The organism is Prosthecobacter sp., assembly GCF_044222345.1.
In the GTDB taxonomy this organism is placed as follows: domain Bacteria; phylum Verrucomicrobiota; class Verrucomicrobiia; order Verrucomicrobiales; family Verrucomicrobiaceae; genus Prosthecobacter.
The window spans coordinates 1-13,125 of record NZ_JBGANL010000024.1 but is presented as its reverse complement, the minus strand read 5'-3'; the positions used below and the strand labels follow the sequence as shown (position 1 = coordinate 13,125).

At 55.3% G+C, this 13,125-nt stretch carries 11 protein-coding genes and 1 tRNA gene; 5 read left to right on the top strand and 7 right to left on the bottom strand.

Annotated features, from left to right (window positions below):
- Nucleotides 1-2 precede the first annotated feature (2 nt).
- From ACILSL_RS14125 to ACILSL_RS14115, 3 genes are all read right to left on the bottom strand, one after another.
- Nucleotides 3-953 (bottom strand): hypothetical protein, encoded by a 951-nt coding sequence (locus ACILSL_RS14125; RefSeq protein WP_395732686.1) that lies wholly within the window; start codon nt 951-953, stop codon nt 3-5.
- A gap of 66 nt (nt 954-1,019) precedes the next feature.
- The gene (locus ACILSL_RS14120) at nt 1,020-1,436 is read right to left on the bottom strand and encodes a c-type cytochrome domain-containing protein (protein ID WP_395732685.1); all 417 of its coding nucleotides are present in this window, start codon (nt 1,434-1,436) and stop codon (nt 1,020-1,022) included.
- A gap of 97 nt (nt 1,437-1,533) precedes the next feature.
- Nucleotides 1,534-4,080, bottom strand: a complete 2,547-nt coding sequence (locus ACILSL_RS14115; protein WP_395732684.1) for an alpha/beta fold hydrolase — start codon at nt 4,078-4,080, stop codon at nt 1,534-1,536.
- A 101-nt stretch (nt 4,081-4,181) separates the two neighbouring features.
- On the opposite strand from ACILSL_RS14115, the gene ACILSL_RS14110 reads away from it, so the two are divergent.
- From ACILSL_RS14110 to ACILSL_RS14100, 3 genes are read left to right on the top strand one after another with little or no spacing between them, the layout of a single operon-like run.
- The gene (locus ACILSL_RS14110) at nt 4,182-4,526 is read left to right on the top strand and encodes a nucleotide pyrophosphohydrolase (protein WP_395732683.1); all 345 of its coding nucleotides are present in this window, start codon (nt 4,182-4,184) and stop codon (nt 4,524-4,526) included.
- Nucleotides 4,523-5,563: a 16S rRNA (cytosine(1402)-N(4))-methyltransferase RsmH gene (gene rsmH / locus ACILSL_RS14105; protein WP_395732682.1), complete on the top strand. Its 1,041-nt coding sequence runs from the start codon at nt 4,523-4,525 to the stop codon at nt 5,561-5,563. Before ACILSL_RS14110 ends, rsmH begins: the two co-directional genes overlap by 4 nt.
- 34 nt (nt 5,564-5,597) lie before the next feature.
- A complete protein-coding gene (locus ACILSL_RS14100; protein ID WP_395732681.1) occupies nt 5,598-8,771 on the top strand; it encodes a LamG-like jellyroll fold domain-containing protein in 3,174 nt (1,057 codons plus the stop codon).
- A 236-nt stretch (nt 8,772-9,007) separates the two neighbouring features.
- On the opposite strand, the gene ACILSL_RS14095 is transcribed toward ACILSL_RS14100, so the two are convergent.
- Nucleotides 9,008-9,082: transfer RNA gene (locus ACILSL_RS14095), tRNA-Val, on the bottom strand.
- Between the two features lie 52 nt (nt 9,083-9,134).
- Here ACILSL_RS14095 and ACILSL_RS14090 point away from each other — a divergent pair.
- On the top strand, nt 9,135-10,238 hold the full coding sequence (locus ACILSL_RS14090) for a tyrosine-type recombinase/integrase (protein ID WP_395732680.1): 1,104 nt from the start codon (nt 9,135-9,137) through the stop codon (nt 10,236-10,238).
- Between the two features lie 33 nt (nt 10,239-10,271).
- Here the strand turns inward: ACILSL_RS14090 and ACILSL_RS14085 are convergent, their stop codons facing one another.
- The 3 genes from ACILSL_RS14085 to ACILSL_RS14075 all read right to left on the bottom strand — a co-directional run bounded on the left by ACILSL_RS14085 (nt 10,272) and on the right by ACILSL_RS14075 (nt 11,765).
- Entirely contained in the window at nt 10,272-10,499 is a 228-nt protein-coding gene (locus ACILSL_RS14085) for a hypothetical protein (RefSeq protein ID WP_395732679.1), read from the bottom strand.
- Nucleotides 10,500-10,692: 193 nt separating this feature from the next.
- Complete coding sequence (locus tag ACILSL_RS14080; RefSeq protein ID WP_395732678.1) at nt 10,693-10,983, bottom strand: hypothetical protein; 291 nt, start codon at nt 10,981-10,983, stop codon at nt 10,693-10,695.
- Between the two features lie 530 nt (nt 10,984-11,513).
- Nucleotides 11,514-11,765, bottom strand: a complete 252-nt coding sequence (locus ACILSL_RS14075; RefSeq protein ID WP_395732677.1) for a helix-turn-helix domain-containing protein — start codon at nt 11,763-11,765, stop codon at nt 11,514-11,516.
- Nucleotides 11,766-11,831: 66 nt separating this feature from the next.
- On the opposite strand from ACILSL_RS14075, the gene ACILSL_RS14070 reads away from it, so the two are divergent.
- Complete coding sequence (locus tag ACILSL_RS14070) at nt 11,832-13,001, top strand: FHA domain-containing protein (protein ID WP_395732676.1); 1,170 nt, start codon at nt 11,832-11,834, stop codon at nt 12,999-13,001.
- The last annotated feature ends 124 nt before the right edge of the window (nt 13,002-13,125 follow it).

Below are 13,125 nucleotides of genomic sequence, written 5' to 3'. Positions count from 1 at the left end.
CATCAGGTAATGCCCCCGCAAGGAATGTGGCGCTCCGCCAGCCACGCAAAAGCTTGGTCCAGTTCTGCATTCCTCTGAGCTTTGCGATTCTCATCAAAATCCGGCGACCAGCTGCCATCCTTCAAATCATTCTCAAACACCACGATGCTGAAAAGACGGTCAATGATTTCGCGATACCGCTTGTCGTCCTCGCTTTCGCCGCTGAATCGTTTGGCCACCACAGCGGAGCCAAACCCGAAGTCATGACGATGCAGGATGAGCTTCACCTCGGTGTTGGCCGCCGGCTTGCCGTCATCCCCGGTGACAGTCATGGACAGGTTTGTCTTGCGATGCTGCTCAATGCGTTCCAGCGCCGCCTTGCGCCAGGGCGCATCTGGTTCGCGGCCCGGGTAGCTTCGCTTGGTCATCTTGGCCCTCGGGAAACGACTGACATCCGTGCTGGTCGGATACTTGAGCACGCGAATGCTTTCGACCTCGATGCTCTGCTCCTTCTGTCCGCACAGCAGCACGACGGACGCCTTCCTGGCAGCAATGGAATCGCTGGCGACGAAGGTCACCGGTTGCTCCGTCCACTCAGGATGGATGTCCACGCGGACACTGTCTCCAAACGAAGTGTATGGCGCAGTGCTCATCTGCAGTTTCGCCACGACCTCGCCTGCTGCCGCACTGCCGACGACCCGCGCCTTGATGATCGCCAGCACCCGCTCGTTCTTCGCGATGCCCTCCGCCACCTGTGCCATGAATTGCGCTAAGTAGGCCGTGCCAGCATCTGCCCGCGTGATGGTGATGCGTCTCCCGAACGCCAGGTCTTCTGCCTTCCCGACAGCCTTGGATGCCCATGCTTCCAAGGTCGCCTCCCCACCCACATCCGTACCTCCAGGCGGTATCTCCAACGCATGCAGTCGACAGACCGTGGTGATTAAGAGGACCGTGAGGAAGCTCAGGCGTTTCATGGTGGAGGCGCACCTACCTCCGATTGTGCGCTATTCAAGCCGGGAGCCGTCTGTCGTGTCCACCGGCTACTTTTTGGATTTCTTATGCTCCGGTGTCATGGCGCCCTCTTTGCCATCCGGCCAGCTGGCGCCTTCGGTGATCCATTGGCGGATGAGGTTCACTTCATCTTTCGGAATGCGGTGGCCGGTGGCGGGCATGGCCTTCTTGTCTTTCGGCGGCAGCGTCAGCACGAGATACAGCAAGCTTTTCTCCGCATTCTTCGGCACGATCACCGGCCCCGTCTTGCGTTTGCCGAATGCGAGCGCCCGCGTTTGCAGGTTGAGCTCGCCCAGCAGCGTCTCCGAATTGTGACACTCGACACAGCGATCCGCGAGGATCGGTTTGATTTGTTTCACGAAATCCACGGGAGAATCTCCGGCGGCTCGAAGGGTGGTGCAGGCGGCGAAGCAGACGAAGAGCGCAAGTTGGCGGTGAATATTCATAAATATAAGCATCTACAATCTACGTCGCGCTGTCCAGCACGTCTTGCGACTGAATGAGCGCTTCTTGTGCTCCTGCCTGACAGTTCAGCAGCCATGTTCATGGCTGAGCGCCCTCATCCGAAACTTTGATGGAGTCAAAGGTTCCCGGATTGTTTTCGCGCAGGGCCATCAGCGCCTGCTTCCAGGCTTCCTTCTTGGAGGCGGGACCGCTCTTGCTTTTCGATCTGTTCATAAACTCGCTGGCGCAGACACGGAGGTAAAGATCCTCAGGCACGGTGGAAGTCACATCCCCTTTAAGGAAATAGCAGTTCACAAGAGCTGAATGCACTGCATAGCCTGTCTTCGCTGCGCCTCCCTCTTTCGGGCGGAAGGTGAACTTCAAAAGCCACATGTCACACCTCTGGCGGGACGGAGGCCAGAACAGATCCTTGTGGTCATAGATATCAATGCTAAGGGGCGGCTCTCCCAGAAAGGACGTGTTAGCGAGGGTGAGCGCGACCTTGGATTTGGTGATGAAGCTCGGATCCCTGACCTCGAGAGGAATCTCGTCTTCCAGCAGAAGGTTTTTAAGCAGGTCCTGTGCAGCGACGGACTGCTGTACGTCCACGCAGGCTTTTTTGAGCAGCGGGACCCCGTGGGTGCCGCCGCTTTTGGCATCCGCCCAGGCGGCAGGGAGCCTCACGGATGCCTCTGGATGCTGCAGCGCCATCGGGATCAGGACTTCACGGAATTCCGGCTTGAGATATGCAGCCGTCCTTGCCGCCTGAGAGGCGAGGAGGAAGCGCTCTGAATTCCTGCTTTCCAACCAAGATTTCAGGACGGCCAGACCTTGGGTCGAGTTGTAAGGGTGGTCTCCTTCCCATCCCATTTGCATCATCATATTGATGTGGGTCAGCACCACGCTGCCCCCTCTGCCTGCCGGCGGGTCGGCGGCCAGATGACGCACCAGATGCGGTGTAAGCGGAGAGCGAATGTCGTAGATGCTGTAAATCTTGTACCACTCGAGCGAGTCCGGCTGCATGCCTCTCTGTAAAACGGCCGCGGTAAGTTCGGCTCCTGCGAAGTTGGTTGGTATTCCTCCGTGCACAACCATGATGGCAAAGATGCAGGCTTCCTCCGCCTTGGTCATTTCGGCCGGGAGTTTGACCCGCTGGAGCGCCCATTCGCTGAGCTTGGGGGCAATCACTGAATCATAGATCCGCCAGAGCTGAAGATCCCGGATCTTATTACGCAGGTCCGACAGCTTTGACACAGCAGCGAAAGCCTTTGGAGTGTAGTCTTTCTGCTCTATGAGGTTTTCCATGGCGTTGCGAAGGATCGTCAGATCCTCCTCCTTCAACCCGGGAGCAATATACGGATGCATTTCGGTTTTTGCGATGACCGATGAGAGGCCATAGCTGTCTTGACTCTGAACGGGAAGCTTTCTCTGGCTGGCCTTGAACACCAGCGTCTGGAAGTTTTCCGTCAGCTCATTCGTCGTGAACCTGATCTCCTCATTGGCGGCAATCTTTTCCGCGATGAGGTAGGTGAGGGGGGCGACGATGTCAAAATGGGTGCCTCTAAGCTGGAAGGCCTGGAAGTGTGAGCCCGCACGCTGCTGCATCCGACGGGCCGCATCCTGTTCGAACGAGCCATTGGCTTCAAAATAAAACACCGGCCTCCGAATGAACGAGGCATAGCGCAGCGGGCTTCTCAGCCAGAACTCCTGGGATGCTTCAGGATTGAAAGGAAGCTGGCTTCGCGGCAGCCTCTTCATCATGGCAACGCCGTCCAGCATGCCACCCAAAACAAATGCCGCTTGAAACTGATCCGAGGCGCAGGCGGTCAGAAGCGTGAGCGTACCTCCCGTGTCGTGTCCGCCGATGTAAACCCGGTTTGGATCGACATAGGGCAGCTTTTTCACATGTTTGATTGCCGATAGAAAGTCGTCCACTTCCCCATAGTGTAATTCGATGCGGCCCGGGTTCTCGTTTTCGCCCCGCCATGAGGGGCACATCATGACGATTCCCTTGTCGCGAAATGAACGGGCGGTGAGATCATGTCCGTCCTGATCATGCTGCCAGAACGTGCTGCCAATTCCTCCGGAAAAACTATGAGCCCAGACGATGGCGGGGTGTCTTTTGCCATCTTGGGGATCAGGCGTCAGATAGGCCGACAGCTCTCCGGCTGGTGAGTGATAACGGATCGACAGAAAGCTTTTGCTGTTGGGCTGCTCCACGGGCCCGGCGGACTTGAGGCTGGAATTCTGCCATTGTACTTCGTGGCCTGATCGCTCCTCCTGCAATGGCAGGTAGGCCGTTTCTGCGGTTCCTTTTTTCAAATAGGAATATGCGCCGTACCCAATCAGCGCACCTATCCCTCCTAGGACGACAAGTCCGGTCAGCGTCATCCCCAGCCACGACATGGAGCGCGCCTCCGGAGGCTGGAGTGCTGGTGCAACTTTGGCCTGGACCAGCGGCGGGGCCACCTTGGGCGGCAAAGGCGGCAGAAATTCATTCAGTGGCCGCCACTCCTTCATGCCCGGTCTCCAGCCTGACTGCTCAGGCATGATTTTGCCCATCTCGATCATCTCGTGCAACTCATCCTGCGTAAAGGGGCCGGCCTGCTGCGCGTGGTGGATGATGTAATAAGCGACGGGTTCCATGTGCAAAAAAAGTACTGACGCCTTCGAAAATTTTCCTGTCAAGCAACTCGCAATTCATCTGCAATTGATTGCCCTCTAAGAAATGCGTCTCATCATGCTGCATGAGCATCGAACAAATCACCGTCCGTATCTGTGCGTTTCGTGACGCCCGGGACTGGATGCAGTTTCACAGCCCGAAGGAACTCGCCGTCGCCATCACGGCAGAGGCCGGGGAGCTATTGCAGCACTTTGTCTGGCAGCAGCCAGAGCAGGTCGAGCAGCGGGTGAAGGAGAAAATGCCGGAACTGAAGGACGAAATGGCCGATGTGGGCATCCTGCTCTTTGAACTCGCGCACAATCTTGGCGTCGATCTCGGTCAGGCGATGCTCGACAAGATTGAGCGCAATGAAACACGCTATCCCGTGGCGAAGGCACGCGGATCGAACGCCAAATACAACGAGCTGTGAGCGAAGCCGAAGTTCCAACACCGCACCGCCGTCGTCCGCGTTATTCTGGCAAGAATCCGCGACGTTTTGAAGACAAGTATAAGGAGCTGAATCCTGAGCGCTATGCCGAGACCATTGCCAAGGTGCGTGCCTCCGGGAAAACGCCTGCAGGTCAGCATGTGCCCATCCTGCTGAACGAGATCATGCGCATCCTTGCACCCCAGCCCGGCGAACGCGCCGTGGACTGCACACTGGGCTACGGCGGCCATGCCGGTGCTTTGCTCAAGGCTTTGCAACCGGGAGGCACCCTCCTTGCTCTCGATCAAGATCCTTTGGAAATTGTACGCACTGAGGCGCGCTTGCGTGCCAGCGGTTGCGAAGAATCGGCTCTTGTCGTGAAGCGCATGAACTTTGCCGGGCTGCCACGCGCTCTTGGCGAACTTGGCTGGAGCGATGGCGCGGATGTGCTGCTTGCCGATCTGGGCTGCTCCTCCATGCAGTTCGACAATCCCGCCCGTGGGTTCAGCTTCAAGCACGACGGCCCGCTCGACATGCGCATGAATCCGCAACGCGGTGTTTCTGCGCGCGAGTTTTTGCAAAAACTCAGCGCTGAAAAATTAACCGCCATCCTCAACGATAATGCGGATGAGCCGCACGCGAAATTGCTGGCCCAGGCGCTGGCTGAAACGGATCAGGCCACCACGCGCTCACTGGCCGAAGCGGTGCGCCGCGCGCTGCCTCACCGGGTGAATGAGGAGGATCGGGACGCCACCGTGCGCCGCGTTTTCCAGGCCCTGCGCATCGCCGTGAATGAGGAGTTTACCGCGCTTGACACTTTTTTGCGTCAATTGCCCGCCTGTTTGCGAAACGGTGCACGTGTATGCATCCTCACCTTCCACTCGGGTGAAGACCGCCGCGTGAAGCATCTTTTCCGTGAGGGGCTGCGCAGCGGCTTGTTCAGCGCCACAAACGATGAAGTGATTCGTCCCACTTCGCAGGAGACCCGTGATAATCCGCGTGCAGCTCCGGCGAAACTGAGGTGGGCGGTGAAGGCGTGAATTGAACTGCGCTCGTTGTGCGTATGAGTGAGCCATGTTCCAATCCGTTCGCTTTTATATCCTGTTAGGACTTTGCTTTCCATGGGTTGCGCATTCTGCGCTGCAGGAAACGTGGGAGACAGGTTACGTCAAAGAAGACGCCACGGGACCCCATGTGCTGGGATATTGGAAATTTGATGAAGAGTCCAAGGACGTGACGCTGCATGGGGCAGTCTTGAATCCGAAGGGAAAATTCGGCGGGGCTTTGGAGTCGTTCCCGGGGTTTCCGATTGAGGATCAACGACATGCGGCGGTGGTGGCGGTGAAGCCGGTAAAGGGGGCTTTCACGCTGGAGATGTGGATCAAGCCGAAGGCGGCGTTTGAACCGAGGCTGCGCTGCTTCCTGCTGGACAAGAAGTATGTCGATCACACGGACTACCAGTGGCAGATCGGTGATGCAGATAAAGGCGGATTGAGGCGAATGTGGCTAACGCTTGGATTTGGGGCGGAATCGAAGACGATTTATTCGCTGCCGTTCAAGCTGGAGACGGAGGTGTGGCAGCATGTGGCGTTTACGTATGATGGGGCGGGAGAGGGGAAGTTTTACCGGAACGGGGTGGCAGCGGGTGGTTCCATTTTGGCAGGATATGGCAATGTGACGCAGGGAATGAAGCCGCTGAGCATTGGGGACCGGCTGGGGAGCAATTATGGCGGGTTTCCGGGGCTGATTGATGAGGTGCGGGTTTGCGAGGGGGTGCTGAGCTTTGAACGCATCGCGATGCAGATTGTGGCAGGACGCAGTGTGTGGAGACGCATGGAGACGGCGAAGCCGGTGGAGATTGTTTGCACCAATTTGCGACGGGAGGTGCTGAAAGGAGCGAGGCTCAAGGTGAGTCTTGGTGGGACAAACGAGGAGTTTCTTGTGTCGGATCTGGCAATGGGGAAGAGTTTCACGGCCAGATATGTGTTTAACACGGCGCTCAAGGCGGACGACTATGAATTGCGGGCGCGGTTTGAGACGGGTGATTATGCGACCGAGCAAGCGGCCACGCTGAAACTGGTGGCGCGGGTGCCGGAGCGGATGCCGGTGATCATGTGGGGGGGCGGTGGTGAGGAGATGGAGCGGATGAAGGATCTTGGCTTCACGCACTTTATCGGGCTGGGCGCCGATTACTCGGAGATGTGGCATCAGAAGAAGATCGTGCCGCCGGCGAAGCCGGAGGTGATCGCGAAGAACCGGGCGATGCTGGATCAGGCGCTGGCGAACGGGCTGGGGGTCGTTGCGAGTTTGTCTCCGGCTGCGGCGCTGGAGAAGGAGGACAAAAATCTGCGGGTGGGGCGCGATGGGAAGGCTTACGCGCGGCAGGACATCTGTGCGTCGCTGCCGGACTTTGCTTCGTTTTTTCAAGTGGTGGGCATGAGCGTGGCAAAGGCGTATGGGGATCATCCTGCATTCACGACGGCGTTGATTGATTCGGAGGTGAGGGACAACACGCAGGTGAGTTTTAATTCGGTGGATGTGGAGGCGTACAAGAAGTTCGCTGGCACGGAGATTCCTGCGGAGGTGTCGGCGAAGTGGGGTGTGGACTGGACGAAGATGAAGGATTTTCCGGCAGATCGGGTGATCGCGGATGATCATCCGGTATTGAAATATTTGCGCTGGTTCTGGACGGCGGGGGATGGCTGGAACGGACTGCATACGGCGCTGCACAAGGGGGTGAAGAACAGCCGGGTGTGGACGTTCTTTGATCCGGCGGTGCGGCAGCCGAGCATCAGTGGCGCAGGTGGTGGTGTGGATGTGATCTCGCACTGGACTTACACTTATCCTGATCCGCTGAAGATCGGGATGTGTGCGGACCAGCTTTTCGCGATGAGTGCGGCCACGGGGAGGAATCAACGGGTGATGAAGATGACGCAGCTGATCTGGTATCGCTCCCAGACGGCACCGATTGGCAGCAAGGTGCCGGGCGAGGTGGTGGCGTGGCAGGATCATGATCCGGAGGCGGCGTATATCACCATTGCGCCGATGCATTTGAAGGAGGCGCTGTGGACGAAGATCTCGCGACCGATTCAGGGCATCATGTATCACGGCTGGCAGTCGCTGGTGCAGACGGACAGCCCTGGAGGGTATCGTTTCACAAATTCAAACACGGCGCCGGTGCTCAAGCAGCTGCTGCATGAGGTGATCGAGCCGCTGGGGCCGTCGCTGATGGCGATTCCGGATGAACGGAGTGAGGTGGCTTTCCTGGAGAGTTTTACTTCGCAGATGTTTGCGCATCGCGGGAGTTACGGGAACAACACGGACTGGGCGGCGGATGTGTGGCTGGCGCTGCAGCATGCACATGTGCAGACAGACATGCTGTATGAGGAGACGCTGCTCAAGAACGGGCTGAGCGGTCGCAGGGTGCTGGTCATGCCCTATTGCGATGTGCTGACGAAGGCGGTGGTGACGCGGATTCAGGACTGGCAGAAGAAGGGCGGCAAGATCGTGGCGGATGAGTTTCTGTGCCCGGCGCTGAAGGCGGATTTCCTATTGCCAAGTTTCAAGCGGGTGAAGAAGGCGGATGTGGACAAGGCGAAGGTGCTGGAAATGGCGAAGACGGTGGGCGGCTTTGCGCTGCCGCAGAAGGCGATGTGCGACAATCCGGAGATGATCGTGCGCACGCGGAAATTTGGGGATGCGACGTATGTGTTTGTGGTGAACGACAAGCGCGAGTTTGGCAACTACGTGGGCCAGCATGGGCTGGTGATGGAGAACGGGGTGCCATCGAGCGGGGTGGTGAGCCTGAAGGTGGAATCGGCGAATGTGTATGAGCTGACGGGGACACAGTTCATCGTGCCGAAGCGCAGCGCCGATGGGGTGATGAGCTGGCCGGTGGATCTGGGGCCGTGCGACGGTCGCATCTTCATGGTGCTGCCGAAGCCGCTGCTGGGGTTGAAGCTGGAGGTGCCGGAGAACGCCGTGGTGGGGAACAGCGCGAAGATTGCCGTGAGCATCAGCACCACGCAGGACGCGCCGACGAAGGCGGTGATTCCTGTGCGCGTGGATGTTCGTGATGCGAGCGGGAAAGCGGCGGAAGGCAGCGGATTTTATGCGGCGGAGAATGGCATCGTGGAAATCAAACTGGACCTGGCTCCGAATGAAGATCCCGGCAGCTGGGAAGTGCGGGTGAAGGAGCTGGCGAGCGGGATGGAGGCGCGGAAGTGGATGCGGGTGGGACGGAAATGACGAATGAGTAAGCCCGAATGACGAATGGCCAGGGGGGTTGGGGGAAGTCCTGAACCGACGTACCGCAGATGGGAAAGCCGCAGAGGTTGTTTAGAAACGATTTGTGGGGCGGTCCTGCCTTGCGGTGTTACATCTGGGGGGGGCTCAGGAGATGTGCATGAATCACCGTGTGTTGTTCATGATGGGCATCTCGTTAGATGCGGTTTCTTCAGTCTGGGCCTCGTTGAGGCGGAAGATGGTGCGCGGAGAGGGATTCGAACCCCCGACCAACTCGGTGTAAACGAGCCGCTCTACCACTGAGCTATCCACGCATTGATATTGATCCTGAGCCGTTTATGGCGAAAAAAGAGGCGCTGTCAAATCTTGTTGATACTGCTTTTGTATACTCGTAACCTCCACGGCATGACGGCAGTGGGGAAAAGAGATCAAAAAGGAGAATGGATTCGGGTAGCACCATGCTTGTATCGCTATCGAGGCAGCGGGGTCTATTATGCCGTTGTGCGTCGCTCTGGCAAGCTGATCCGCAGGAGCCTTGAAGTCGACAAGCTAGAAGTCGCCAAGCGTGAACTGAGGGATTTTCTGGCCAGACAAGAAAATACCGCTGCTGATGCACACAAAACTCATTTTGACGACCATATGCGCGAGTTCTTGGAAAGCCGCACAGGGGCATCCAAGACGCTGAAACGCTACCGCCAATTGATGGAGCATGTAAACGCAAACTGGCCAGGTGGAGCTCATCAAATTCTGTCTAAGGTGGACCATGGCCAATGCACAAAATGGTTGAGCTTTTGGAATGGCAAGGTGGCGGCTTACAATCATGCACGGCAATGGCTGCTTTCCTTTTTTGATTTTGCCGTCGCCAACCGCAAAATTCCGCGCTCGCCTCTGGACAAGCGTTTGGTCAAGGCCGTGCGCCGTCCAAAGGTCATTCGTAATGCTCCAACGCCTGAGGAATTTGAAGCCATTCTGACCGAAGTCCGTTCGCAGCCCTTCACAGATCATGGGGATGATTCAGCAGATGTGTTGGAGTTTATGGGCAGAGCAGGTGTCGGACAGGCAGAGACCTCGGGGCTTAAACACGAGCACGTCAGTTTGGAGGCAGGGACCATCAAACTGTTCCGAGTAAAAACGCAGACATCCTTTCAGATTCCCATTTTCCCCAAGCTTCGCCCATTGCTGGAAAAATTGAAGACCGCAAATCCTGACGTATTGCCATCAGAAAAAGTCTTCAAGATTTCTGATCCCAAGAAGGCACTGGCCACAGCCTGCAAGCGCCTCAAGCTGCCAAGTTTTTCTCAGCGCGCACTTCGGCGAATGTTCATCATTAACGCACTCAAGCGTGGTGTGGCGGTGAAAACGATCAGCAAATGGCAGGGGCATCAAGATGGCGGAGTCCTCATCTTGAAGACGTACTCAGAGATCATCGAAAACGATGTTCACCAAGAGGCGGCGAACCTCCTCGGATGAGCGCACTAGCACTTTAGATCCCAACGAAGAGTCTCAAGCCTTCTTTGACTTCGCCCACCGTTTCCTCTGTGCAGCCGCGATCTTCTCACGTGCTTCAGGAGACATGACACGCTTCGTTTTCCTGGCTTTCGGTGCCTTGGGCTCCTTTGCAGCTTTGGCCGGCTTTGATGAACCTCCAAGAATTGCGGCGAGTTCGGCTTCGAGAGCATCAAGCTTTTCGCTGATGATGACGGCTTTTTTGAGTTGGGCTGTGCTGGGCATGGCGGAGATGGTAACCGGAAGGGTTTTGGATCACAAGAGGAACAATTAACGCCCAAGGGCAGGTCATTGGATAATTTTATGGTCGAGTCTTCTCCAAAAATCGCTTCAAATGCAGGATCGTCCATCGCTCGCAATCGCAGGGTTTTGTTTATCGCGGCCATGCACGCTTCAATGCTCGCCTACTTTGGGGATACTATTTCTTGGCCAAATATAAGGCAACAATGGAAGCGAACTTCAAATTAATGTGATTGTTCTTCTTCTGGGTGGTATCCTGCATTTGATACCGACTTTGTTTTTGAGGTGTCCCGCTAGACATGAACGCTTCATAATCCATAACAAACTCTCCGAGACCAAAATTCCAATCTGCTACAAATTCGATGGTCTGGCCATTTGCGAGATAGATTTTTACGGCTTGATCAAAACTCGGGCCGATGGCCTTGGGATCAGATGGATTGTTTAGATTTTTCGTTTTTGCGGTTTTCATGGGAGATGAAAGAGCAGAATGCCCGCTGTTCTTATTGTAAGTTGCCAAAAGTTGATGAGCAAAATTAAATTGTGGACGAATCTATGGAATGAACAGACCAAGGCCAGCACAAGTTAAGAGTATCTGTTCTCTTAAGCATGCAAGATGTTCAGTTATAGGCCCCCGCCAGTTTTGTTCCGGATTGTCTTTGGTTCGGCATGATTGTTAAACAGGAAAACGATTCAGGGTGATTAGCACCCACCGTAGCAACAACAATCGAGTTTGTATCAGTTTGGTTTTATTGGCGACATTGATCCATCTAAAGCACACCTCGTTTTTGAGCATGGCGGTGGGGGTGGTAACTTTTCAGCAAAAAACCACATGCCATTTTCACAGAGAGGAGGTCCAGAATGCTCATTTTCAGAGGATTTTGACCGGTTTAGCCCTCAGGTTGGTCCATTGAGGAGGTGGAATGGGTCGGAGGATAAGCAGAACGACGTTTCTTCAAGGCCGCAGGGGTGCGCCAGGAAACAGGACGAAGGATGCTTGCCTCACTTTCTCTTTTTCCATCGCCTCTCAACCTCAGTGATCAGTGACGCATAAGGGACATTCAAACCGTCTGCGAGCATCTGGCCAATCAGAATTGAAATATTTCGTTTTGCTGCCTCCAGATTGACGATGCCTGTTCTCCCAACACCAGACACTTCAGCGAGCTTCTTTTGAGAGATGCCGGCACGCTCTCTGGCCTCCTTGAACACAGCTCCAAGGATTTCCAAATATTCATCTGAGGGCGCTTTTGCCACCCTCCGATATTATGACTTGAAAATGGCCCTAGGTATGTCCGTATTAGGACACTTGGCATTCTTTCCATGAGCACTGCATCATTAATTCTCTCGCTTGGATCACATGAATTTCCTCTCTCGGCCTCAGAGCTAAAGATCGGCCGGGATCCACAGAATGAGGTGGTGCTGGCTGATGATTCTGTGTCGGTTTTTCATTCCGTCTTTGCCCCTTCCCCTCATGGGGTCGTGCTCAAAGACCTGGACACGACAAACGGAACATTTGTGAATGGACGACGAATCAAGGAAACGTTTATCGAGTTGGGGGATCAAATTCGTTTCGGCAGCGTTGAAGGCCTGATTGCTGCACCACAACAACCAGCCGTAAAAGATGGGTTGTGCCCTCACTGCGGAGCCGATGTTGCCGCTGAGTCCAAATTTTGCAGCGCTTGTGGGATAGGGATGGTGAATCAGCCCGAAGAAGTGGTGGAAAAGGACACGGTAAAACCAGCCTTCAGTTGGTGGCCATCAAACCAACTGGGTGCATCAGTGCTGACGGCGCTTTTCGTGCTTATTTTCTCAAGCTGGACCTATCAGCCTCTTGGAACCATTTTCATGCTGGCTGTCGTGTTTGGTGTCTCGATCGTGATTCGCTATGCATATCACCGCCTGAGTGCTAAAAATATGGATCGGCAAAGCACTGAGCACAATGTTCCAGCCGCACTTTGGAAAAGATGGCCTGTTCGCGTTGGTTTGTTTTTCCTGATCCTTGAAGTTCCGCTCTTGAATTTTGATGAGCAATCACAGGGACATCTTCGGTCTGAATACACCGCCAAAATGTATGCCATTGAACAGGAGGCCAGTTTGCACGGAGAGAGCATTGATTCCTGGAAAAATGAAGATCCCTTCAAATCTCTGGCACTTTTGGTAAGAAGAGATGGCAATGATCATGATTTTGGACAGAGCACATGGGTGCCGGCAAACCCTCAGCAGCAATATTTTGAATGGGCAGGCAGACGTAAGGTTGCAATCCAAGGGCAAACCGCTGCTCATCAGGGGTTTGTGATGATCAGCATCGCTCTGTTGTTCATGTTTGGGTATTTGCTTTACGATGGCCTAGAAGCTCAAGAACACCGGTTTACAAAATCACAAAAAGTGAGTGCGTTGTTATTGTCGTTGGGATTGGTTGTAATTCTTCTCTATTTCAAGGAGACAAAAGCGGGGATGAATTCGCAAGATAATAATTTGGCGCTTCGCTAAACAGGATGGGTAAACGCTGAAGGGATATTGAGGTTGAGGTCTCCAGCCATCCAATAGCAGATGGCTTTGAGATTGTTGAAGTTGCGGAAGCCGCGGGCTCGGCGGCGTGCGGTTTGGATGATGC

Coding starts and splice junctions, on each gene's coding strand:
- ACILSL_RS14125 (WP_395732686.1), bottom strand. CDS start 953: ATGAAACGCCTGAGCTTCCTCACGGTCCTCTTAATCACCACGGTCTGT.
- ACILSL_RS14070 (WP_395732676.1), top strand. CDS start 11,832: ATGAGCACTGCATCATTAATTCTCTCGCTTGGATCACATGAATTTCCT.
- ACILSL_RS14100 (WP_395732681.1), top strand. CDS start 5,598: ATGTTCCAATCCGTTCGCTTTTATATCCTGTTAGGACTTTGCTTTCCA.
- ACILSL_RS14080 (WP_395732678.1), bottom strand. CDS start 10,983: ATGAAAACCGCAAAAACGAAAAATCTAAACAATCCATCTGATCCCAAG.
- ACILSL_RS14120 (WP_395732685.1), bottom strand. CDS start 1,436: ATGAATATTCACCGCCAACTTGCGCTCTTCGTCTGCTTCGCCGCCTGC.
- ACILSL_RS14085 (WP_395732679.1), bottom strand. CDS start 10,499: ATGCCCAGCACAGCCCAACTCAAAAAAGCCGTCATCATCAGCGAAAAG.
- ACILSL_RS14115 (WP_395732684.1), bottom strand. CDS start 4,080: ATGGAACCCGTCGCTTATTACATCATCCACCACGCGCAGCAGGCCGGC.
- ACILSL_RS14110 (WP_395732683.1), top strand. CDS start 4,182: ATGAGCATCGAACAAATCACCGTCCGTATCTGTGCGTTTCGTGACGCC.